Annotated in this window: 20 protein-coding genes and 1 tRNA gene; 9 read left to right on the top strand and 12 right to left on the bottom strand. The window is 60.6% G+C overall.

Annotated features, from left to right (window positions below):
- Positions 1–31: 31 nt before the first annotated feature.
- Genes ASC90_RS16915 through ASC90_RS16900 form a run of 4 tightly spaced genes read right to left on the bottom strand, consistent with a single transcriptional unit; the run spans position 32 to position 2,389 of the window.
- Positions 32–460 (bottom strand): DUF1178 family protein, encoded by a 429-nt coding sequence (locus ASC90_RS16915; protein ID WP_056542574.1) that lies wholly within the window; start codon positions 458–460, stop codon positions 32–34.
- Entirely contained in the window at positions 457–1,314 is an 858-nt protein-coding gene (locus tag ASC90_RS16910; protein WP_056542573.1) for a carbon-nitrogen hydrolase family protein, read from the bottom strand. The genes ASC90_RS16915 and ASC90_RS16910 overlap by 4 nt, the downstream gene beginning before the upstream one ends.
- A 9-nt stretch (positions 1,315–1,323) precedes the next feature.
- Positions 1,324–1,581 (bottom strand): glutaredoxin 3, encoded by a 258-nt coding sequence (grxC, locus tag ASC90_RS16905; protein ID WP_056542571.1) that lies wholly within the window; start codon positions 1,579–1,581, stop codon positions 1,324–1,326.
- A 31-nt stretch (positions 1,582–1,612) separates the two neighbouring features.
- Positions 1,613–2,389 (bottom strand): ComF family protein, encoded by a 777-nt coding sequence (locus ASC90_RS16900; protein ID WP_056542569.1) that lies wholly within the window; start codon positions 2,387–2,389, stop codon positions 1,613–1,615.
- Positions 2,390–2,465: 76 nt separating this feature from the next.
- Between ASC90_RS16900 and ASC90_RS16895 the strand changes: the two genes are divergently transcribed.
- Positions 2,466–3,350 carry a methyltransferase domain-containing protein gene (locus ASC90_RS16895; protein ID WP_056542700.1) on the top strand — a complete coding sequence of 295 codons (885 nt, stop codon included), beginning with the start codon at positions 2,466–2,468 and terminating at the stop codon, positions 3,348–3,350.
- A gap of 74 nt (positions 3,351–3,424) precedes the next feature.
- Here ASC90_RS16895 and ASC90_RS16890 read toward each other — a convergent pair whose 3' ends face one another.
- From ASC90_RS16890 to ASC90_RS16870, 5 genes are all read right to left on the bottom strand, one after another.
- Positions 3,425–3,742 (bottom strand): hypothetical protein, encoded by a 318-nt coding sequence (locus ASC90_RS16890; RefSeq protein ID WP_056542567.1) that lies wholly within the window; start codon positions 3,740–3,742, stop codon positions 3,425–3,427.
- 123 nt (positions 3,743–3,865) lie between these two features.
- A complete protein-coding gene (mutT, locus tag ASC90_RS16885; RefSeq protein ID WP_056542565.1) occupies positions 3,866–4,279 on the bottom strand; it encodes an 8-oxo-dGTP diphosphatase MutT in 414 nt (137 codons plus the stop codon).
- Entirely contained in the window at positions 4,279–5,097 is an 819-nt protein-coding gene (locus ASC90_RS16880) for a GNAT family N-acetyltransferase (protein WP_056542562.1), read from the bottom strand. Before ASC90_RS16880 ends, mutT begins: the two co-directional genes overlap by 1 nt.
- On the bottom strand, positions 5,066–6,307 hold the full coding sequence (argJ, locus tag ASC90_RS16875; RefSeq protein ID WP_056542561.1) for a bifunctional glutamate N-acetyltransferase/amino-acid acetyltransferase ArgJ: 1,242 nt from the start codon (positions 6,305–6,307) through the stop codon (positions 5,066–5,068). The genes ASC90_RS16880 and argJ overlap by 32 nt, the downstream gene beginning before the upstream one ends.
- A 113-nt stretch (positions 6,308–6,420) precedes the next feature.
- The gene (locus tag ASC90_RS16870) at positions 6,421–7,311 is read right to left on the bottom strand and encodes a peptidylprolyl isomerase (protein ID WP_056542559.1); all 891 of its coding nucleotides are present in this window, start codon (positions 7,309–7,311) and stop codon (positions 6,421–6,423) included.
- 244 nt (positions 7,312–7,555) lie between these two features.
- Here ASC90_RS16870 and secA point away from each other — a divergent pair, with 244 nt between their 5' ends.
- Positions 7,556–10,270 carry a preprotein translocase subunit SecA gene (gene secA, locus ASC90_RS16865; protein ID WP_056542557.1) on the top strand — a complete coding sequence of 905 codons (2,715 nt, stop codon included), beginning with the start codon at positions 7,556–7,558 and terminating at the stop codon, positions 10,268–10,270.
- Between the two features lie 86 nt (positions 10,271–10,356).
- On the opposite strand, the gene ASC90_RS16860 is transcribed toward secA, so the two are convergent.
- Entirely contained in the window at positions 10,357–10,584 is a 228-nt protein-coding gene (locus ASC90_RS16860) for a hypothetical protein (protein WP_056542698.1), read from the bottom strand.
- Positions 10,585–10,898: 314 nt separating this feature from the next.
- On the opposite strand from ASC90_RS16860, the gene ASC90_RS16855 reads away from it, so the two are divergent.
- The 3 genes from ASC90_RS16855 (at position 10,899) to ASC90_RS16845 (ending at position 14,811) form a co-directional block, all read left to right on the top strand.
- Positions 10,899–12,017, top strand: a complete 1,119-nt coding sequence (locus tag ASC90_RS16855) for a D-alanine--D-alanine ligase family protein (protein WP_056542556.1) — start codon at positions 10,899–10,901, stop codon at positions 12,015–12,017.
- A 99-nt stretch (positions 12,018–12,116) separates the two neighbouring features.
- Entirely contained in the window at positions 12,117–13,529 is a 1,413-nt protein-coding gene (locus tag ASC90_RS16850) for an oligosaccharide flippase family protein (protein ID WP_056542696.1), read from the top strand.
- A 4-nt stretch (positions 13,530–13,533) separates the two neighbouring features.
- Positions 13,534–14,811 carry a GNAT family N-acetyltransferase gene (locus ASC90_RS16845; protein WP_056542555.1) on the top strand — a complete coding sequence of 426 codons (1,278 nt, stop codon included), beginning with the start codon at positions 13,534–13,536 and terminating at the stop codon, positions 14,809–14,811.
- Here ASC90_RS16845 and ASC90_RS16840 read toward each other — a convergent pair.
- The gene (locus ASC90_RS16840; RefSeq protein ID WP_056542554.1) at positions 14,808–16,436 is read right to left on the bottom strand and encodes an AMP-binding protein; all 1,629 of its coding nucleotides are present in this window, start codon (positions 16,434–16,436) and stop codon (positions 14,808–14,810) included. The two genes, ASC90_RS16845 and ASC90_RS16840, sit on opposite strands and share 4 nt — an antisense overlap.
- 181 nt (positions 16,437–16,617) lie before the next feature.
- On the opposite strand from ASC90_RS16840, the gene ASC90_RS16835 reads away from it, so the two are divergent.
- Entirely contained in the window at positions 16,618–17,598 is a 981-nt protein-coding gene (locus tag ASC90_RS16835) for an aldo/keto reductase (RefSeq protein WP_056542552.1), read from the top strand.
- Positions 17,599–17,661: 63 nt separating this feature from the next.
- Positions 17,662–18,456, top strand: coding sequence for a class I SAM-dependent methyltransferase (locus ASC90_RS16830; protein ID WP_056542549.1), 795 nt, complete (start codon positions 17,662–17,664; stop codon positions 18,454–18,456).
- On the opposite strand, the gene ASC90_RS16825 is transcribed toward ASC90_RS16830, so the two are convergent.
- Complete coding sequence (locus tag ASC90_RS16825; protein WP_056542548.1) at positions 18,428–19,024, bottom strand: TetR/AcrR family transcriptional regulator; 597 nt, start codon at positions 19,022–19,024, stop codon at positions 18,428–18,430. The two genes, ASC90_RS16830 and ASC90_RS16825, sit on opposite strands and share 29 nt — an antisense overlap.
- A gap of 114 nt (positions 19,025–19,138) precedes the next feature.
- Here ASC90_RS16825 and ASC90_RS16820 point away from each other — a divergent pair, with 114 nt between their 5' ends.
- Both ASC90_RS16820 and ASC90_RS16815 read left to right on the top strand, forming a co-directional pair.
- The gene (locus ASC90_RS16820) at positions 19,139–20,440 is read left to right on the top strand and encodes an MFS transporter (RefSeq protein ID WP_056542546.1); all 1,302 of its coding nucleotides are present in this window, start codon (positions 19,139–19,141) and stop codon (positions 20,438–20,440) included.
- 123 nt (positions 20,441–20,563) lie between these two features.
- Positions 20,564–20,648 (top strand) — tRNA-Leu (locus ASC90_RS16815).
- Positions 20,649–20,663 lie beyond the last annotated feature (15 nt).

The raw sequence follows: 20,663 nt of genomic DNA, 5'->3' as shown, positions 1-20,663 counted from the left end.
AAAAGGCCTCCCGGTAGATCGCGTAGAAGGCCTAGTTGGCCTCGTCAGGGAAGGTCGGGAGCGCGGCAATCTCGATGCCCTCCTCCAGCAATGCCTCTGCCTCGTCGAACGTCGCCTGACCTATGATGCCGCGGGCATCCGCCTCCCCGTAATGGATCTTGCGCGCCTCTTCCGGAAATTTCGTGCCGACATCCTCGGAATTGGCTTTGATGGATGCGACAGCCTCCTTCATCTTCTGGAAGGCCTCGCGGCGCATCGCATCCATCGCAACCGTCTGCATCTCGCTCTTCTTGCGTGCTGTCGAGACTGATGGCGCCATCAGGAGCTTGGAAATGGAAGCCGAGTGGCAGGTCGGACAGGTGAGAAAACCCGACGCCACCTGGCGATCGAAATCCGCACTTTCGGAAAACCAACCTTCGAACTCGTGGGCATTCTCACAACGCAGCGAATAGCGGATCAAGCGGCAACGCCCCCGGCGACTGCCCCGTCAACCCTCTCGATGGAAAACTCTCGACCATTTTTCAGGTTCGGAATCTTGTCATGCGCGGCCTTCACCGCAGCGGGATCGATTTCGGCGACGATCACCGCCTCGCCCGTGGGCCCAGCGGATGCAAGGACTTTGCCCCACGGGTCGATGATCATCGAATGGCCGAAGGTTTCACGCCCGTCTTCATGCACCCCGGCCTGCGCCGCGGCAATGACGAAGACGCCATTTTCAATAGCGCGTGCCCGAAGCAGAATTTCCCAATGCGCCTCTCCGGTCTGTCGCGTGAAGGCAGCAGGAACCGTCATGACCTGCGCGCCGGCGATCGCCTGCGCCCGAAACAGCGCCGGAAAGCGAACATCGTAGCAAATGGTGAAGCCCATTTCGGCGAAAGGAAGCGATAGCACGCGAGCCTCCGATCCCGCCTGGTAAGCAGCGCTTTCGCGCCAGCTTTCGCCGTTGGCAAGATCGACATCGAACATGTGAATCTTGTCGTACCGATTGAGAATTTCACCGCCTGGGCCGAAAAGGTAGCCGCGATTGGCAAGCTTGCCGTCGTCCAGCGCAATGGCTGTGGAGCCAACATGCATGTGGATGCCAAGCTCTCTCGCGAGTTCGGACCCGGTACGAACGATGACGTCATCCGCTTCATTGCGCAAAAGCGGCTTGGCGGCCGCGCGGTCACGTTGAAGCATGCCGGTCATCTCGGGCGTCTGAACATAGGTCGCGCCCTTTGCCGCCGCCTCGCGAACGAGGCGTACCATGGCGGCAGCGTTCCTTTCGGGATCGACGCCAGAGCACATCTGAACGGCGGCAGCGGTAAAGGTCATGGCATTTCCTCAGGCGGCAAGCAGCGGATCGAGCTTGCCGGCACGATCCAAAGCAAAGAGGTCATCACATCCGCCGACATGCTGCTCGCCGATGAATATCTGCGGAAACGTGGTGCGGCCGCTGGATTTGCCAATCATTTCCTGGCGTAGTTCCGGAGCGAAGGTCGCATCGTGCTCGACAAACGCCACGCCTTTTTCGGAAAGCAGGGACTTGGCGCGGGAACAGTAGCCGCAGGCCTGGCGGGTATAAATCGTGACGGGTACCATAAAGGGCTCCAGACAAATTCGTTATCTCTGGTCATATAGTTTCTGAAAGTGCCCTTGCAAAGGTCAAAACCGTGATGTCTGCCGCTCCTGCCTTGCGCAGTGCCCGCGTCGCGGCGGCGACTGTTGCACCGGTCGTATACACATCATCGACGAGGATGAGCCGCTTTCCGGTCACTTCGTTCTCGCGTCCCTTGGCAACGGCGAAGGCTCCGCGAACATTGTCTTCGCGAGCCTTCGCGCCGAGGCCGACCTGCTGGCGGGTCCGCTTGATGCGCACCAGCGTTGCGGGCAGAAGCGGCTTGCCGGATTGCCGCGCAAGGTGACGCCCAAGTTCCGCGGCCTGGTTGAACTTCCGCGAGACCAATCGGGTGCGATGGAGCGGCACCGGCAGTATCGCGTCGCATTCTTCGACGACCCCATCGCCGGCCCGCAACATCCATTCGGCCATCATCGGTGCAAGATCTGTCCTGTCGCGATACTTCAGCCCGTGAACAAGGTTACGGATCGCTTCGTCATGAAACGCCGCAGATCGCAGCCGATCGAAGGGAGGCGGGTTGGCGATGGCTTCGGCGCTGAGGATGCCCGGCCCAAGATCGTGGGAGAAAGGAACCCCGAGTACCTCGCAATATGGCCGCTCGATGAAGCGCACGCCAGCCCAGCATTTCGGGCAAAGGCCGCGATGTCGACCCGTTGCGATACCACAGACAACACACCCAGGCGGATAGACAAAATCGACTAGACGCATCAAGGGACGCATCAGGAGCGCCCTGTCCACCCTCGCCAAAGTCTTCCATCCTTGCAACCCCATGGCGAAAGTGTAGCGCGTTTCTCGCCGTTGGAAAATCGTCTTGCGGCACCGGACTTGCGGGACTATGGACTCGGGCATGGATTTGATTTTCGACCAGGCCCGGATCGCAGCAAACCGGCACCGCGCGCTTCGCGGCAACGACCCGAAAGCCGCGTTTCTGCTGGATATTGCCGCCGACGAGTTGGGCGAACGCCTCGCCGTCGTCGAGCGAAGCTTCGACCACGGCGTGGAATTGCACGGCGCAACCGGCGCTGCCGCGCGTGCGGCGCTCGCGACCGGAAAGGTTGGCCAGCTGACCAGGGTCGAGAGCGAGCGCGGTTTTGTCGGAGCCGGCGAGACCTTCATCCAGGCCCCTCTCGAGGACGTCCCCCTGGAGCCGCAGTCGGCAAATCTTATCCTGGCTCCGCTCAGCCTTCATCTGACGAACGACACACCGGGTGTGTTCATCCAGATTCGCCGCGCGCTGAGGCCCGACGGGCTGTTTCTCGCCGCGATCCCGGGGTCCGGCACGCTGCAGGAACTGCGCGAAGTGCTGCTCGCCACCGAGATTGAAATGACCGGCGGCGCAAGCCCGCGCGTCATCCCCTTCGCCGACGTTCGCGATGTCGGTGGCCTGCTGCAGCGCGCCGGTTTCGCGCTGCCGGTGATCGACGCCGAGACCTACACGGTGCGCTATGATTCGATCTTCCCCCTGATGAGGGATCTGCGAGCAATGGGCATGGCCAATCCGCTCGCCGCGCGTAGCCTAAAGCCACTGACGCGCGCCTTCTTCGTGCGTGCGGCGGAGATCTACGCCGAGCGCTATTCAGATCCGGATGGCAGGATCAGGGCAACTTTTTCGATCATCTATGTCTCGGGTTGGGCGCCGCACGAGAGCCAGCAGAAGCCTCTGCGTCCGGGGTCAGCGAAGGTCAGGCTCGCCGACGCGCTCAGGGTCGAAGAACACAAGCTGAAACAATAGCTGGGATGCGATCAGCTCTAATGGTTCGTCGATCTTGCCCGCCAGTTGCCGCCTTGACTTGAGCGGGGCAGTCCTCAGCAGCCGAGCCCGTTTCCGTATCCCTGAACCACGCAGACAGAACCCGGCGTTTCCTGAAGGACGCTGCGGCGGATTGTATAGCGCTTGCCGTTCTCGGCTTTCGGAATGGAGCCCGTTGTCATCGTGTCGAATTCCGATGGGGCGCTTGCAAAGACGCTGGATCTCGACTTATCGGCCAGCATCGGCGTCAGGATCAATGTCAGCGCCACGACGGCCGTCCCGAACAGCAGCGCAATATTCAGCACTCCGGTCCTGCTCGAGGCAGCCGAAGTCTGTTCCTTTTCCCTGACAGCTTTCCAGAAATCGTCGTCCATGCGTCAAGCCTTCTACACACACGCCAGTTGCTTGATTGAGGCCGATATTTGGCAGAAGGTGTTAAACGATCGATTAATATCCACACCCAAAATCGCAATGCGATGGATAATAATGAGAGGTTTCTAAAGTAAGTCCTGCAGGACCGGGATAAGCGGCTCATCGGCGGGTGGCATGGGATAGTCTCGCAGCGCCTGCGGCTTTACCCATTTCAGCGCCTGGCCTTCCTTTCCGTGCGGAATTCCCTCATAGCGCCGGCAAACATATAGCGGCATCAGCAGATGAAATTTCTCGTAGGTATGGCTGGCAAAACTCAGCGGCGCGAGACAGGCGATTTTGGTGGTGATGCCGAGCTCTTCGTAGAGTTCGCGTACCAGCGATTCCTCCGGCGTCTCGCCAGGCTCGACCTTGCCGCCAGGAAATTCCCAGAGGCCGGCAAGCGACTTGCCCTCCGGTCGCTGCGCTAGAAGAATACGACCATCGGAATCGATCAACGCACACGCAGCGACGAGAAGGATCTTTCTGCCGGAGTCGCTCATCACGGCTGGCCCTGGCGCCAATAGCGATAGCGGTACGCCTCGCGAAAGCCGAGACGCTCATAGAGCGCCAGCGCTGCAGCATTTTCGGCCTTGACCTGCAACCAGGCGGAACGAGCACTACGCATCCGCGCCCAGCGCAAGGCGGAGGTCAGGATTTCCAGGCCAAGCCCCTCGCGCCGGCGCGACTTCGCGACCGAAAGCGACATGATGCCGGCCAGGTCATTGTCCTGGACGCAGAGAACCGTGGCAAGCGGGCCGGTTTGCGGGTCCTCGATCATGAACAGGCCGGACGGTGGCTTGATCGCGTTGATGATCTCGGCGAGTGCGGGCTTCAGCTTCGCGGTGACCTGATCGGTGGCCAGATTGGCATCGACAAAGCGCCCTATGTCATGCGTCGGCAGGTGATCCAGCGTGTCCGGCAAGTCGGCATGCGCCAGGTCGCAGGTCATGACGATCGTTTCATCGAACCGCTCCCAGCCCTGCGACTGGATGATATTGATCAGGACCGGCGATGCCAGTGGTGTCTGCCGCAAAACAGCCGGGCGGCCATAGGCCTCGAACTTGCGGCTTGCCTTTGCCAGCCTGATCTCGACATCGCGATGATCCGAGGGATCGAGCGGTACGATGGAGTTGAGGCGGTTCGACGGATGGCCGGCCGTCAAGCGAACCTGCCAGCTGCCGTCATACTGCACGGACGAAGCCGGCCAGGCACGGAAACCGACTGCTTCGAGCCTGCGCACCAGCGGCAGATTTGTCGTTTTGAGTAGTGCTTCGGTCAATGAACGATCAGCTCCGATAGTCGCCGTTGATGGCGACATACTCTTTCGTGAGGTCGCACGTCCAGACTGTTGCCTTGCCATTGCCAAGGCCGATCTCGACCTTGACCGGGATATCCTGCCGTTTCATGACGTCGGAGGCAGCCGCTTCGGAATAGCCGGCGTCACGCTCACCGTTGACGGCTACGCGTACGTCGCCAAACCAGATGGCCAGCCGATCGCGATCGGCCATCTCGCCCGACTTGCCGACGGCCATGACGATGCGTCCCCAATTGGCGTCCTCGCCCGCTGCGGCGGTCTTGACCAGAGGTGAGTTGGCGATCGACAATGCGATCTTCTTGGCAGCAGCATCGTTCTCGGCACCGGTCACGGTGATCTCGAGCATCTTGGTGGCACCCTCGCCGTCGCGCACGACTTGCAGCGCGAGATCCTTCAGCAGATCGTTGAGGGCGGCCCGGAACGAAGCAAGGCGGGGGTCGTCGGCACTCTCGACGCGAGCCTGGCCGTCTTCAGCGGCAGCCGCGGTCGCAAAGAGCATCAATGTATCGGACGTGGAGGTATCGCTATCCACGGTCATCGAGTTGAAGGTGGGATCGACGCCGGCGGAAAGCAACGATTGAAGTGCCGACGGCGCGATATCGGCATCGGTGACGACGAAGGACAGCATGGTGGCCATATCGGGAGCGATCATGCCGGCACCCTTGGCAATGCCGTTGATCCTGACTTGAACGCCACCGATTTCGGCACTGCGGGTCGAAACCTTGGGGTAGGTATCGGTGGTCATGATCGCCTTGGCGGCCTCGAACCAGAAGTCGCCCGTCGCATCGGCGCAGAGCGTATCCAGAACGCCAGCGAACTTCGTGGCATCGAGCGGCTCGCCGATGACGCCGGTGGAGGCGAGATAGACCTCGTTCTCGTCGCAACCGACAGCCGCGGCGGCAGACTTCGCCGTCAGTTCGGTGGCTTCGCGGCCCTTGACGCCCGTAAACGCGTTGGCATTGCCGGAATTGACAACAACTGCCCGCGCCACGCCGTGCGGCAGGTTGACGCGGCAGAAATCGACAGGCGCGGACGGGCACTTCGAGCGGGTGAACACACCCGCGACGGCAGCCGGCTTGTCGAACACCATCATCAGGACATCGGTGCGGTTCTTGTACTTGATCCCGGCGGAAGCGGTCGCCATTCGCACGCCGCGCAGCGCCGGCACGATTGCAAAAGATTTCGGTGCGAGCGGGGAAACGGAACCGGACATGACGATAGACCTGGCTATGGGCATTTCCAGCCGGCGTGGAATCGTTCGCCGGCAGGATATGCGACTACGGAAGATAGTGAGGGGCCCGGAAAAAACCGGGCCCGGAATGACGATTACTGCTGCGGCTGCACTGCCGCCGGCGCATCGCCCGGCTGCGGCTGCTTGTTGGCGTCATCATAGCTCTTGCGAAGGGTTGCGTCAGTGATCTCGACCTTGGACTTTTCCTTCGCGGCAGCGAGAAGGGCAAGATACTTGTCGCGCATGACGAGCTGGCGAACCTGATCCTTGACCTGGTCGTAGGCCGGAGGAGCGGCATCGCGCTTATCTTCGACGAGGATGACGTGATAGCCGAAATCGGTCTTTACAGGGGTCTTGGTGTAGGTGCCCTTTTCGAGCGCGAAGGCAGCGTCTTCGAATTCCTTGACCATGCGGCCCTTGGTGAAATAGCCGAGATCGCCGCCGTCGGTCTTGTTAGGGTCGGTCGACTTTTCCTTGGCGAGCTCCGCGAAATCCTTGCCGGCGTCGAGCTGCTTGATGATGTCCTGGGCTTCGGCCTCGGTTTTCACCAGGATGTGGCGGGCGTGCACTTCTTCCTGCTTCGGCAGGGCGGCAACTTCCTTTTCGTAGCGTGCCTTGACTTCTTCATCGGTGACGGTGTCGACGACATGCTCCTTGAAGTAGGCGTTGTGCAGCTCGCGATCGGCGAGATACTGCATGCGCTTCTTGAACTCGGCAGACTGATCGAGCTTCTCGGCAGTTGCATCCGTTGCCAGCAGCTTCACATCGATTGCAGCCGAAAGGGCGGCGACCTTCTTCTGTTCTTCAGGCAGCTGCGCAAGCTGCGGATCAAGATTGGCAATTGCCAGATCCAGCTCCGACTGATGAATCTCGACGTCGCCCACCTTGGCCACGACCGCATCCGGCTTGTCTTCCGCACGGACCGGCGCCTGGAACGCAACAAACGTTGCGAGCGCCAACACGGCGATTTTGTTGTAGTTCAACATCAAATAACCCTTCACAGTTAAACCAGCGGCTTCAACTTTGTGAATCCAGCCTCAAACAGCCATCAACACTGGAATGTGGCCTTTCTATATCAGCCAAATCCGTTGACATCATTCGACCCCCCTCTTATCTGTCTCGCAACCTCGCGTCCAGAACAGTTCCTGGCGTTTCGAGACGTGCGCCTGAATTTCGGCCGGGCCGCGGATAAGAAAAGCCGGGGAAGTATATTGAGAAAGGACCAGTCATATGGTCAGCTTTGGCGGTTTTGCCCGCAAAATATTTGGCTCTGCCAACGACCGCCGCGTGCGGTCCTTCACGCCGAACGTCGCCTCGATCAATGCGATAGAGGAGAAGACCAGGGCGCTCTCGGACGAGCAGCTCGCTGCCCAAACGGTGGAGTTTCGCAAGCTTCTGGCCGAAGGCAAGACGCTGGACGATCTACTGGTCCCCGCTTTTGCCGTCGCTCGCGAAGCCTCCCGACGTGTTCTCGGCATGCGACCTTTTGACGTACAGCTCGTCGGCGGCATGATCCTGCATTCGAACGCGATCGCGGAAATGAAGACCGGCGAAGGCAAGACGCTCGTCGCAACGCTGCCGGTCTATCTCAATGCGCTGTCCGGCAAGGGCGTGCATGTCGTGACCGTCAACGACTATCTGGCACAGCGCGACGCCGCCACGATGGGCCGCGTCTACAGCTTCCTCGGCCTGACAACGGGCGTTATCGTCCATGGGTTGTCCGACGAGGAGCGAGCCGCCGCATACGCTTGCGACGTCACTTACGCGACCAACAATGAGCTCGGCTTCGATTACCTGCGCGATAATATGAAGTACGAGAAGAACCAGATGGTCCAGCGCGGCCATAACTTCGCGATCGTCGACGAAGTGGACTCGATCCTCGTCGACGAAGCGCGCACGCCGCTGATCATCTCCGGTCCGCTTGACGACCGCTCGGATCTTTACAACACTATCGATGCCTACATCCCGCTTCTCACCGAAGCGGACTACGAGATCGATGAAAAGCAGCGCTCGGCCAACTTCTCCGAAGAGGGCACGGAGAAGCTGGAGAACCTGCTGCGTGAGGCCGGCCTGCTCAAGGGCAACGCGCTCTACGACATCGAGAACGTTGCGATCGTTCACCACGTCAACAACGCGCTAAAGGCCCACAAGCTGTTCCAGCGCGACAAGGACTACATCGTCCGCAACGACGAAATCGTCATCATCGACGAATTCACCGGCCGCATGATGCCGGGCCGCCGTTATTCGGAAGGCCAGCACCAGGCGCTCGAAGCCAAGGAACGGGTGAAAATCCAGCCTGAAAACCAGACGCTGGCGCAGATCACCTTCCAGAACTACTTCCGCATGTACGGCAAGCTCGGCGGCATGACCGGCACGGCGCAGACCGAAGCGGAAGAGTTCGGCAATATTTACGGCCTCGATGTCATCGAAGTGCCGACCAACCTGCCGATCCAGCGTATCGACGAGGACGACGAGGTCTACCGGACCTTCGAAGAGAAGTACAAGGCGATCATCGCCGAAATCGCCGACGCCCAGAAGCGCGCGCAGCCGGTGCTTGTCGGCACGACCTCGATCGAGAAGTCCGAACTGCTCGCCGAGATGATGCGCAAGCAGGGCTTCAAAGACTTTCAGGTGCTGAACGCCCGTTATCACGAGCAGGAAGCCTATATCGTCGCCCAGGCAGGCGTGCCCGGCTCGGTCACCATCGCGACCAACATGGCAGGCCGCGGTACCGACATCCAGCTCGGCGGCAACCTCGACATGCGCGTGGAACGTGAACTCGGCGATATCGAGCCAGGCCCGGAGCGTGACGCCCGGATCGCGGCGATCGTGGAAGAGATCAAGGTACTCAAGCAGAAGGCAATCGACGCCGGCGGTCTGTACGTCATCGCGACCGAGCGACACGAGAGCCGCCGTATCGACAACCAGCTGCGCGGTCGTTCAGGCCGTCAGGGCGACCCGGGCCGCTCGAAGTTCTACCTGTCGCTTCAGGACGACCTGATGCGCATCTTCGGTTCCGACCGCATGGACAGCATGCTGCAGAAGCTGGGTCTGAAGGATGGCGAGGCCATCGTTCATCCCTGGATCAACAAGGCTCTGGAGCGCGCGCAGAAGAAGGTCGAGGCCCGCAACTTCGATATCCGCAAGAACCTGCTCAAGTACGACGATGTTCTGAACGATCAGCGCAAGGTGATCTTCGAACAGCGCCTCGAACTGATGGAATCGCCCAGCATCTCCGAGACGGTGTCCGACATGCGCCGCGAGGTCATCGAAGACCTCGTCGAGAAGCACATTCCGGAGCGGGCCTACGCCGAACAGTGGAATGCCGTCGGCCTGAAGGAACAGGCAGCGGCGCTTCTCAACCTCGATCTGCCGATCGAGGACTGGGTCAAGGAAGAAGGTATCGGTGAAGACGATATTCGCGAACGCCTGACAGCGGCTGCTAACGCAACCTTCACCGAAAAGGCCGAGCGGTTCGGTCCCGATATCATGCACTATGTCGAGCGCTCGATCGTCATGCAGACGCTCGATGCCTTGTGGCGCGAGCACATCGTCAACCTCGACCACCTGCGTTCCGTCATCGGTTTCCGTGGCTACGCCCAGCGCGATCCGCTGCAGGAATACAAATCGGAAGCGTTCGAGCTCTTCACGTCGCTGCTAAACAACCTCCGCGAGGCGGTCACCGCGCAGCTGATGCGTGTCGAACTCGTCCAGCAGGCACCTGCCGAGCCGGAACCGCCTATGATGCAGGCCCACCACCTCGACCCGGATACCGGCGAAGACGATTTTGCGCCGATCTACCAGGCATCGGAAGTCATCGTCACCCCTGAAAACCGCAATCCTGATGACCCTGCGACCTGGGGCAAGGTCGGCCGAAACGAGGTCTGCCCCTGCGGCTCCGGCAAGAAATACAAGCATTGCCACGGTGCCTTCGAGCAGGTTTGAAGCTTTGTCAGGTTGAATTGATCGCTTAAAAAGGCCCTCGCGACAGAGATGTCGCGGGGGTTTTTTGCGGAATCATGAATCAGCCATCATGGGAAGCTCAAGTCCAAACCGAGCATCCGGCTGAGGACGAAGGTGACGAGTCCCACGACTAGAAGCGCTAGCACGAAGACTGCGGCCATCGTGCCGCCCGTGCGTAGCACCGCCCGCGTCTCGGCCTTCTCACCTTGATCATAGTGCCATTTGATGGCGAAGAACATGGCTGTGCCTAACGCGAGAACCTTGAACGTAACGAAGACGACAGGAACCCAATCCATAATAAAGACCCTCATGTGCATAAGCTACGCGCCTTATGATCCTATTTTAGGCAAACGCATACGACCTATTATGCAACGCTGATATGTAATAGCAGGTGGCGGTTCCTGGCCTTTATCGTTGGGTTCGGGAATGACCGGGCCGGAAGCGTACATTGGTGGCATTTGCTACTTAATTCCGGTTTTTTGTCTGGTGTGGAAACATGCCTGCAACTCTTGATTTCATAGTGCACACAAGATTCAGCCGCAAAAGCGTCGTTTTGTTTCCCAAACTTGCGGACAGAGCCACGAGCTCGAACTCTTTGAGAGGCCCCCTCATGACAGCCGTCGCGCCGAAAGCAAATCTGAGTGCCAACACCAATCAAACGGCGGTATATCGGCGGCGGGTGGCGGTTTTGTTTGGCGGGCGCTCTTCTGAGCATGACGTCTCGGTGCTGTCGGCCACCAACGTAGTGAAGGCACTCGATCCGGATAGATACGACGTCTTCCCGATTTTCGTCACGAAAGCTGGACAGTGGAGGATGGTCGAGCCGAACGTCGATCTGTCGCTTGCGTCGACAGCAGAAGCCGCGCCACAACTCTGCCTGCTGCCGGGCGGACATGGACGGCTGTTCGCAGTCCCCGACAACGCGACTGCCTTCGAGTTGCCGCCGATCGACGTTCTGTTTCCGGTCCTGCACGGCATGCATGGCGAAGATGGTTCGATCCAGGGTTTGGCAGAGGTCGCCCGCGTACCCTATGCGGGATGCGGCATCCTCGGCTCTGCGGCGGCCATCGACAAGGATGTCGCCAAGCGTCTGTTGGAGCAGGCAGGACTGCCTGTGGCGAATTCCGTCTGTATTCACCACGCCGCACCGGCGCCTTTCGGCGAAGTCGTCGACCAGCTTGGCCTTCCGCTGTTCGTCAAGCCGTCTCGCCAGGGTTCCTCCGTCGGCGTCAACAAGGTCACCGACAAGGAAAGCTTTGACGCCGCATTGGCGGAAGGCTTCAAGTACGATCGAAAGCTGCTCGCCGAGCAATTCATTCGCGGGCGGGAAATCGAATGCAGTGTGCTCGAGCATGCCGATGGCGAAATATTCGTATCGCTGCCCGGCGAGATTGCGCCATCCGAGCATCATGGCTTCTACAGCTACGAAGCAAAATACATCGATGAGAACGGTGCAGCTCTGATCGTTCCGGCTCAGTTGCCGAAGGACGTCGAAGGCCGGATCAGGCAGGCTGCCGCTCTTGCTTTCAAGGCACTCGGCTGCGACGGCATGGCGCGCGTCGACTTCTTCCTGACCGCCGACATGGCGTTCGTCGTCAACGAGGTCAACACCATCCCGGGATTCACGGATATCAGCATGTATGCCAAGGCGATGGCCGTAAGCGGCATCAGCTACCCGGAGATTCTCGACCGGTTGATCGACCACGCTATGGCGCGTGCTGGCCGCTGACGCCAAACGTTAAGTGAAACGGCATCGCCACAACCGTTTCTTAACGCTGTTCTGCCACTACTCGACGGACGATTTGCCTGAGAGTTTTGCGTGTTTATGATGGCAGTCATTGAGACGGCTGAAAAGTTGCTGCCTGCGGGCTTGCGCCCGGCGGGCGGTCGCGTGCTGCGCACTCTGGCTACCATCCTGACGGAAAGCGGCGAAAAGGCCGTCGCTCGGCGCATGGCTCTGACCGCCTTCGCCATCCGCATCGTCAGCGCCGCCCTCGCCTTTCTGTCGCAGATCGCTCTTGCCAGGCTGATGGGCGAATACGAATACGGCATTTTCGTATTCGTCTGGGTGCTGATCGTGGTTTTCGGCGATCTCTCCTGCCTCGGCTTCCACACCGCCATCGTGCGATTCCTGCCGCACTACAGGGCATCCGGCGCCTATGACGAGATTCGCGGCCTGACCGGTACCGCCCGCCTGTTTGCACTCCTGTCCGGCACGGTCGTTCTCGTGTTGGGTTTGATCGGATTGCATCTATTTGGCGGCAGGATCGAGAGCTACTACCTCGTCCCCATATTTCTCGGCTTGTTTGCCCTGCCAATGATCGCACTCGGCGACGTGCTGGAGGGAACCTCGCGGGCCAACCACTGGCCGGTGATGGCGCTTAGTCCGGTTTACATCGTCCGCCCGATCCTCATCATCGCCTTCATGCTGGTGGCAATCCGTCTGGGCGCCGAACACACCGCCGTATCGGCGATGAAGGCGGCGTTGGCCGCCACTTACGTTACAGCCGTCGGTCAGTACATCGCCACGCTCCTGCGGCTACGCCGGCACTACCATGCGGGGGCGTCCAAGGTGGATTTCCTGGCCTGGCTCGGCGTCGCCTTCCCGATCTTCGTGATCGAAGGCGTCAGCTTTCTTCTGACCAACTCGGATGTCGTCATCGTTGGTATCTTTCTCGATCCACACGAAGTGGCCATCTATTTCGCTGCCGCCAAAACAATGGCCCTGGTCCACTTCATCAATTTCTCCGTCAAGGCGGCCTCCGGCCCGCGCTTTTCCAGCATCATCGCCGAGGGCACCCGAGAGCAACTTGAAGCGGCCGCAATTGACGCCGCCAAATGGACATTCTGGCCGGCGCTAGGAATTGGCCTTGCCGTGCTCGCTGCCGGCAACCTGCTGCTCTCCCTCTTTGGCGACGCATTCACGGCCGGCTACATGCTGATGGTCATCCTGCTTGCCGGGATTCTCGCGAAAGCCTTGGTCGGGCCTGCCGAAACGCTGCTGATGATGGCAGGCAAGCAGAACATATGCGTCCTGCTATATGCCGTGGCGCTGACGGCAAGCATCACGTTCAACGTGCTTCTCATCCCGAACCTCGGCATCGAGGGCGCGGCAATAGCGACCGCGTCGGCCATGGGTGTCGAAGCGATCCTGCTGCATCTCGCAGTCCGCGGCGCGCTGGGTATCACCCTCTTCGCGTTCGCTAAGCCGGCCGCGGCCAAAACAGACATGAAGGCCTGAACGAATGGTGCGAACTCCCCCCGCCAACGAAACCACCGACGCGACGGCGAACCGCATGGTTCACGAGCTGGCGGCGCTGGATTTCGACACGCCGCAGGCAGACGCACGCGTGGAAATCGGCCGGCCAGGGCGCGAGCTGTGCCTCTACTCCGGCAAGCTCGGCTATGAATTGCAGGACGAACTCGACTTTCTCTCCAATCGTGCGATGGAGCCGAATGTCTTCTTTACGGCACGTTTTCTGGCGCCTGCCATGCCGCGGCTCGATGACCGGCAGGTGAATTTTGCACTGGTGCGCGACGAAAGTGACACACGCAGCCGGATGCGCTTCCTGATGCCTTTCTCCATCGAGAGGCCCGGCTTCGCGGTCGGCCCCTCAATCGTTCGCGTCTGGTCGAACAGCTTCGCGCCGCTCGGCACGCCCCTCATCGATGCGGAAGATGCGGCCGAAACGCTCGATAATCTCTACGAGGGATTGACCCATCAGGATCTGCGACTGCCGCCGATGCTTGTCCTGCCCGACATCAGGCTGAACGGCATCTTCGCGCGCATGGCCAAGGCCGTCGCGATCAGCCGCAACCTGCCAATCACAATTGCCAACCCGTACCAGCGCGCGATGCTGCAGAGCGATGAGGACGCTATGGCCTACCTTCGCCACGCCATTTCTTCCTCCCACATGCGCGAGATGCGCCGGCAATGGCGCTTGCTCGAAGAGCAGGGCACGGTCGTCTACGGTGTAGCCCGCCAGGCGCGCGATGTTCACGCCCGCTTCGAGGAGTTTCTGGCGCTGGAGGCCGGTGGCTGGAAGGGCAAGAAGCGCAGTGCGTTGGTGACCGACAGATACCACACTGCCTTTGCCCGCGAAGCCATCTCCAACCTTGCAGCCGTCGACGCCGTTCGCGTTCATACGATCGACTTCGACGGCAAGGCGATTGCGGCAACCGTGGTGCTGATGATGGGCGGCGAGGCATATACATGGAAGACCGCCTATGACGAGGCGTACGCGCGTTTTTCACCCGGAAAGCTGCTGATGGGCGAACTGACCGAGTGGCATCTCGACGATGCCAACATCGTTCGCTCGGACTCATGCGCAGCACCCAACCACCCGATCATGAATCGCTTCTGGCGGGAACGGGAGGACATGGGGACGCTGGTGATTGGCCTGACGCAAAACGGCGACCGCGACGTGCGCCAAGTGGCGGCGCAACTCCATATGTACAGCAGCACCCGCAACGTTGCGAAAATGCTGCGCCAGAAGATCATGTCGCTTGCCGGCCGTGGCTAGGCGTCGACGTTTGCCCTGTCCCTCAGCATCCGGCGGATCACCTTGCCGGTGGTCGTCAGCGGCAATTCATCGATGAACTCCACTTCGCGCGGATACTCGTGCATCGAAAGCCGCATCTTCACCCAGTCGCTAATCTCGATTGCAAGCCGCTCGCTCGGCTCGAAACCCGGAGCAAGAACGACATAGGCCTTGACTATTTCGGTGCGCACCGGATCGGCTTTCCCGACCACGGCCGCAAGCTGCACCGCCGGATGGCCGATCAGGCAGTCCTCGATCTCCGCGGGGCCGATGCGGTATCCGGCCGACGTGATGACGTCGTCGTCGCGCCCGAAGAACGTTACATAGCCATCCTGATCCTGCCGACCGATATCGCCAGTCAGAAGCCAGTCATTGGCGAACTTCCTTTCAGTTGCCGCGGCATCGTTCCAGTAGCCAAGAAACATGACCGGATCCGGCTGCTTCACGGCGATCTGCCCGGCCTGTCCGGCCGGCAGTTCCTCGCCCGTTTCGCTGACGATCGCAACGCGGTGCCCGGGCACCGGCCGGCCTATGGCGCCGGCACGGCTGATGCCGATGGCAGCGCACGACGACAGGACGAAATTGCATTCCGTCTGACCGTAGAATTCGTTTACCGTTATGCCGAGTGTTCGCTTGACCCACTCGTAAGTCTCCGCGCCGAGCGACTCTCCGGCAGCCCCGATTGTCCGAAGCACGAGATCGTATTTCGAACGCGGATCGGACACGGATTGCAGCAGCCGCAGCGCCGTTGGCGGAATAAAGCCGTTGCGGACCTTCATCTCCGCCATGATACGATAAGCCATGTCGGCGTCGAACTTCTGCGCGGGTGACGAGACAACCGGAACACCGAGCAGAAGGCTTGGCAAGAGCGCGTTCAGCAAGCCTCCCGCCCATGCCCAATCCGATGGCGTCCAGACTTTGTCGCCTGCCTGCGGGAAGCCCTCGTGGGCGAATTGCATGCCCGGAATGTGGCCGGCGAGCACCCGATGCCCGTGCAACGCACCTTTCGGCGGCCCGGTGGTACCAGACGTGAAGATCATCAGGGCCGGTTCGTCTGGCCCCGTTGCGGCAATGTCGAAGACGGGCGGATGGGCATCCATCAACGCCAAGAAGGACAGTGCGTCGCTGTCGCCGTCGACGCTGATGACCGACGCCAGTTCCGGCAGTCGCTCGCGAATCTGGCGCAGTCGCTGAAGCCCGAAGCTGTTGGTAATGATCGCCGACACTCCTGCCGTCTTCAGGCGGTATTCGAGTGCTTCGACCCCGAAAAGCAATGCCAGCGGCACGGCGATGGCGCCCATCTTGTAGATCGCCACATGTGCAATAACGGTTTCGAACGATTGCGGCAGGAGCAATGCGATGCGATCGCCCCGCTTGAGGCCCAACGAGACAAGTGAATTGGCAAGCGAGGACGAGCGTTCGGCAAGCTCGCGGTAAGTCAACGAAAGGTGATCGCCGTCCGGACTGAAGTGTTCGAGGCAGACACGCTCCGGTTCTCGCGAGGCCCAGTCATCGCTGACGGCACGGCCGATGTTGAAATCTTCCGGAATACTCCAGGCAAAATCGCGATATAGCTCGTCATAGTGATCGCGTGGCGGCAGTTTCATCGGCAAAGTCCAATTATGCTGCGGCAGCTAACACCTTGTGCCGCGCACACGCAAGCGCACCGCCGATGGAGCCTGCGCTGATCTGTCATATCATTCTTCGACCGCGGGCCTGACATTTTCGCCATCGCCGCCCTAGATCAGGGGTGCGCGCGGGTAGGCTATTCGTCACGGAGCAATTCTCATGGACTACGTCAAATTTGGTGGTACCGGGCTGGAGGTGTCAAGGATCTGCCTCGGCTGCATGACGTTCGGGGACCCCGATCGCGGCAACCACAGCTGGACGCTCGGCGAGGAACAAAGCCGGGCCCTGATCAAGCAGGCGCTCGACCTTGGGATCAACTTCCTCGACACCGCCAACACCTATTCCAACGGCTCGTCGGAGGAAATTGTCGGCCGTGCCGTGAAAGACTTCGCCAGGCGCGAAGACATCGTGCTCGCCACCAAGGTTTTCAACCGCATGCGCCCCGGCCCGAACGGCGGTGGCCTTTCGCGCAAAGCCATCTTCGACGAGATCGACCACAGCCTTCGACGCCTCGGCACCGACTACGTCGACCTCTACCAAATTCACCGCTTCGACCACACGACGCCGATCGAAGAAACGCTGGAAGCCCTTCACGATGTCGTAAAGGCAGGCAAGGCTCGCTATATCGGCGCTTCCTCGATGCATGCGTGGCAGTTCGCGAAGATGCTCTACACCTCCCGCGCCAACGGCTGGACGCCCTTCGTCAGCATGCAGGATCACCTCAACCTGCTCTATCGCGAGGAGGAGCGCGAAATGCTCCCGCTGTGCCAGGACCAGAAGATCGCGGTGATTCCCTGGAGCCCCCTCGCGCGCGGTCGGCTGACACGCGACTGGGACGAAAAAACGGCGCGCAGCGAAACCGACGAGTTCGGCAAGACGCTGTATAAGCAGGCCGAGGACGCCGACAAGGCGATCATCGGTACCGTCGGCAAGCTGGCGAGCAAGCATGGCGTTTCCCGCGCCCAGATCGCTACCGCCTGGATCCTGCAGAAAAGCGCGGTTACCGCTCCGATCATTGGCGCCTCCAAGACAAACCATTTGGTCGATGCCGTTGGCGCGCTGTCCGTCAAGCTCACACCCGAAGACGTTGCAGCTCTGGAGGAACCCTATGTTCCGCATCGGATCGAAGGGTTCAAGTAACACGCACCAAGGATCGGAACGCCTGCCGCTTGGCGATAAGCGTTCCGGTCAGGATATTGTCAGATGACCCCCATTCCGTTCGAAGCCCGCCGCTTCCGCTCGACTGCGGCCTATTACGCCCACTACCGTGTTCCCTATCCGGATGCCCTGATCGAACGTGTTTCCGAAAGAGCCGGGCTTGTTCCCAGTGATCGCCTCCTTGATCTCGGCTGCGGCCCGGGCCAGCTCGGCATTGCTTTCGCACGTCTGGCGAAGGCAAGCGTCACTGCCATGGACCCTGAGCCGGAGATGCTGGAGGCTGCCCGCAGCAACGCGGCCGAGGCCGGCGTTAGAGCCAGTTTCGTCCAGGGGTCGTCCTACGACCTTGGGCAGCAGTTCGCTCCGCTGGCGATGACCGTCATGGGCCGCTCTTTCCACTGGATGGATCGTCCGGCGACGCTTGCAGCCCTCGATGCGATTACCGCGCCCGGCGGCTCCATCGTACTCTTCGGCGACCGCCATGTTTCCGTGACACCGGACTGGCACGAGGCCCTGAGGAAGCTTGCCGAACATTTCTCGCCGGAGCGCAATGCCGAGCGCGAGCGCCGTCGGGGGCCGGAATGGACCCCGCATGAAGACATCCTGCTCAAGTCGGCTTTCAGAAATCTCGAACGGATCGGCATCGTTGTCGAACGCTCCCTCGATATCGATGATATCGTCGGCCGCGTTTTCTCCATGTCCGCGACCTCGCCCCAGGCGCTCGGCGACAGGGTAGCCGAATTCGAACAGACGCTGCGCCGGGAACTCGTTGCGCTGTCGTCGACCGGAACGTTCTCGGAAACCGTCGACGTCAACGGCCTGATTTGTTTCCGTCCGTAAGCGGCTTTTTCAGTCCCAGCTGCTCCCGCATCGTCGAGAGAAACCGGCCGGCCAGCGTCCGATCCCTGACCGCACGGGCAAGGATGACCGCCCCCATCATCGAGGACAGGGTGGTGAAGCCGTTCCTGCGGCGCGTCTCGTTATCCTCGCCCGGCACGATGTCCGCGAGGATATCGACAAGCGTTGCGAGCCCGTTGTCGAATGTATCGCGAACGGCACCTTGGCTGCGACTGACCTCCTGAGACAGAGTAGCAAACACGCATCCGGCGTCGTCGACAGCCAGCCAGGAGATATAGTGGTCCACCAAAGCGTCCAGCGGCCGGTCCGGGGTGCTTGCGATAACCGCTTTCCAGCGCACCGCCACCCTGTCGATGAGCGCACGGCTGACCTCCAGCGCGAGATCGTCCTTCGACCGGAAGTGGCCGTAAAAACCACCATGCGTCAGGCCCGCCGCCTTCATGATATCGGCAACGCCAACGCCATCGAAACCGCTTTCCCGGAACATCACGCCGGCAACATCCAGGATTTTCTCGCGGTTTTCCGCGAATTTCTCTCTGCTAACCCGCATTCGGTTCTCCGCAAAATAGCTGCTTGACAATTTATATGACGTCCATCATCAATAATCAACAATCATGATGGCCATCATGTAAATTCTTGCAATCCCCAACACGCGGAACACCCAATGGTCTCCACTGTCCTTGCCTCGTCGCTGGCGCGGCGCAACATCCACTACGGATGGGTCGTCGTCGCGACGACCTTCCTCACCATGCTGGTTACAGCCGGCGCCATGGGGGCGCCGGGCGTGCTGATCAAACCGCTGCAGGACGAGTTTGGCTGGGACACCTCGCAGATTTCATCGGCTCTCGCCGTACGATTGGTTCTCTTCGGCCTGATGGGACCCTTCTCGGCTGCCTTGATGAACTACTTTGGCGTCCGCAAGGTCATCGTCTTCGCCATGGTACTGATTTCCAGCGGCTTCGTCGGTTCGTTGTTCATGACAGAGATCTGGCAGTTGCTGCTCCTTTGGGGCGTTGTTGTCGGCCTCGGCACCGGCCTGACGGCAATGGTACTGGCCGCAACCGTTTCGGCCCGCTGGTTCACCAAGCACCGCGGCCTCGTCGTCGGCATGCTTTCGGCAAGCTCGGCCACCGGGCAGCTCGTCTTCCTGCCGTTCATGGCGCAATTGACGGAAAGCTATGGCTGGCGCGCCACGGTGTTCTTCGTCTGCGGCATGATCCTGTTTGCCGCCCTCGTTGTGCTCGCCTTCATGCGCGACCGCCCGTCCGATCTCAACCTGCCGTCCTTTGGCGAGGAAACCGTATCGCCGCCGCCACCGGCGCAATCCGGCGGCCTGCTTGTCATGCTGGCAACGCCGATCACCGTGCTTCGGGACGTGTCGAAGACCTCCACCTTCTGGATCCTGTTCGCCACCTTCTTCATCTGCGGGCTGAGCACGAACGGCCTGATCCAGACCCACTTCGTCACCCTTTGCGGCGACTTCGGCATCCTGCCCGTCGCGGCCGCCAGCGTTCTCGCCGTCATGGGTATCTTCGACTTCTTTGGCACGATCGGCTCCGGCTGGCTCTCCGATCGATTCGATAATCGTTGGTTGCTCTTCTGGTACTACGGCCTGCGCGGTCTCTCTCTCCTCTTCTTGCCGTTCAGCGATTTCACCTTCTACGGCCTCTCGATCTTCGCAGTCTTCTACGGCCTGGACTGGATCGCCACGGTTCCCCCGACCGTAAAGATCGCCGCTGACCGCTTCGGCCGCGAAAAGGCAGGCATTGTTTTCGGCTGGATCTTTACCGGCCACCAGTTGGGCGCGGCGACCGCCGCTTACGGCGCCGGCCTGTCGCGCACGGAACTGTCGAGCTACCTTCCGGCCTTCTTCATCGCCGGGGCTTTCTGCCTGCTCGCCTCAGTCCTTGCGATCACGCTGAAGAAATCAGGCCTGACGGGTGCGGGACCCGCCATTGCCCACTAAACACCGGGCTTCCGTCCGATTTTTTGCAGCCGGAAGCTCCATCAAATCAGCCCGATAACTTTGCCCGCCGTCTTGCGCGCGCGGGCAAACGCGTGCTAGACACCCGCCTCGTCGGTATCCGTTGCCCCATTGGCGGAATTGGTAGACGCGCTCGACTCAAAATCGAGTTTCGAAAGAAGTGCTGGTTCGACTCCGGCATGGGGCACCACCGCATCCCAACGGG

Origin of the sequence: Rhizobium sp. Root1220 (genome assembly GCF_001426265.1) — a bacterium.
Lineage (GTDB): Bacteria > Pseudomonadota > Alphaproteobacteria > Rhizobiales > Rhizobiaceae > Rhizobium.
Note: the sequence above shows the minus strand (reverse complement) of the source record. Positions and strands in the feature narration are given on the sequence as shown.

Bases quoted from the DNA above. Each gene is read 5' to 3' on its own strand.
- ASC90_RS16870 (WP_056542559.1), bottom strand. From the start codon at position 7,311: ATGTTGAACTACAACAAAATCGCCGTGTTGGCGCTCGCAACGTTTGTT.
- ASC90_RS16830 (WP_056542549.1), top strand. From the start codon at position 17,662: ATGACCCCCATTCCGTTCGAAGCCCGCCGCTTCCGCTCGACTGCGGCC.
- argJ (WP_056542561.1), bottom strand. From the start codon at position 6,307: ATGTCCGGTTCCGTTTCCCCGCTCGCACCGAAATCTTTTGCAATCGTG.
- ASC90_RS16910 (WP_056542573.1), bottom strand. From the start codon at position 1,314: ATGACCTTTACCGCTGCCGCCGTTCAGATGTGCTCTGGCGTCGATCCC.
- ASC90_RS16835 (WP_056542552.1), top strand. From the start codon at position 16,618: ATGGACTACGTCAAATTTGGTGGTACCGGGCTGGAGGTGTCAAGGATC.
- ASC90_RS16880 (WP_056542562.1), bottom strand. From the start codon at position 5,097: ATGTCGCCATCAACGGCGACTATCGGAGCTGATCGTTCATTGACCGAA.
- ASC90_RS16840 (WP_056542554.1), bottom strand. From the start codon at position 16,436: ATGAAACTGCCGCCACGCGATCACTATGACGAGCTATATCGCGATTTT.
- ASC90_RS16855 (WP_056542556.1), top strand. From the start codon at position 10,899: ATGACAGCCGTCGCGCCGAAAGCAAATCTGAGTGCCAACACCAATCAA.
- ASC90_RS16820 (WP_056542546.1), top strand. From the start codon at position 19,139: ATGGTCTCCACTGTCCTTGCCTCGTCGCTGGCGCGGCGCAACATCCAC.
- ASC90_RS16845 (WP_056542555.1), top strand. From the start codon at position 13,534: ATGGTGCGAACTCCCCCCGCCAACGAAACCACCGACGCGACGGCGAAC.
- ASC90_RS16850 (WP_056542696.1), top strand. From the start codon at position 12,117: ATGGCAGTCATTGAGACGGCTGAAAAGTTGCTGCCTGCGGGCTTGCGC.
- ASC90_RS16825 (WP_056542548.1), bottom strand. From the start codon at position 19,024: ATGCGGGTTAGCAGAGAGAAATTCGCGGAAAACCGCGAGAAAATCCTG.
- grxC (WP_056542571.1), bottom strand. From the start codon at position 1,581: ATGGTACCCGTCACGATTTATACCCGCCAGGCCTGCGGCTACTGTTCC.
- ASC90_RS16860 (WP_056542698.1), bottom strand. From the start codon at position 10,584: ATGGATTGGGTTCCTGTCGTCTTCGTTACGTTCAAGGTTCTCGCGTTA.
- ASC90_RS16890 (WP_056542567.1), bottom strand. From the start codon at position 3,742: ATGGACGACGATTTCTGGAAAGCTGTCAGGGAAAAGGAACAGACTTCG.
- ASC90_RS16900 (WP_056542569.1), bottom strand. From the start codon at position 2,389: ATGGGGTTGCAAGGATGGAAGACTTTGGCGAGGGTGGACAGGGCGCTC.
- mutT (WP_056542565.1), bottom strand. From the start codon at position 4,279: ATGAGCGACTCCGGCAGAAAGATCCTTCTCGTCGCTGCGTGTGCGTTG.
- secA (WP_056542557.1), top strand. From the start codon at position 7,556: ATGGTCAGCTTTGGCGGTTTTGCCCGCAAAATATTTGGCTCTGCCAAC.
- ASC90_RS16895 (WP_056542700.1), top strand. From the start codon at position 2,466: ATGGATTTGATTTTCGACCAGGCCCGGATCGCAGCAAACCGGCACCGC.